Genomic DNA, 575 nt, shown 5'->3' with positions numbered 1-575 from the left:
GTGATAACAATAAGCAGTGGTACGAAACAACTGTAACGTTTTATTATCAACTGGTCTAACACCCTTCTACGGTTAATAATTCGATATAACCATGTTTTAGAAAAAAAACCTCATCTAACACCACCCCAGACTCATCAACCAGAATTTATCACCACAAAACACCCACAAAAAGATTCTAAATATTTCATAATCCATCTTTTTTCAGTGCGAACACCACGCTATAGATGTGCTCTCACGCACATTTACCTGATGTCATGACGTAAAAAATCCCCCTAGTCACCTTGATGTATGACTAGGGGGATTTTTAAACAACTAAAAAGTTAACTTAGATAAATCTACTTATCTTTCGACTTTTCAGTGTACATTTCTTCGATTTCGTCTTGATACTTATCGTTAATCACTTTACGACGCAATTTCTGAGTTGGAGTCAGCTCGCCATCATCCATAGAGAAAGCCTTCGGTAATAGCTTGAATTTCTTCACTTGCTCAAACTTAGCCAACTCTTGTTGTAGGTCGTCAACGCGCTTCTCTAGCATCTCAACAATCTGATGGTGCTTAATCAGCTCAACGAGATA

1 pseudogene is annotated in these 575 nt (G+C 37.7%); it reads right to left on the bottom strand.

Annotation, left to right across the window (positions count from 1 at the left end):
• Positions 1 to 335: 335 nt before the first annotated feature.
• A pseudogene (locus tag KIV40_RS30735) lies at positions 336 to 575 on the bottom strand (long-chain fatty acid--CoA ligase); the annotation flags it as partial.

The organism is Vibrio sp. D173a (assembly GCF_030248475.1).
This window is presented reverse-complemented; position numbering and strand designations above follow the sequence as displayed.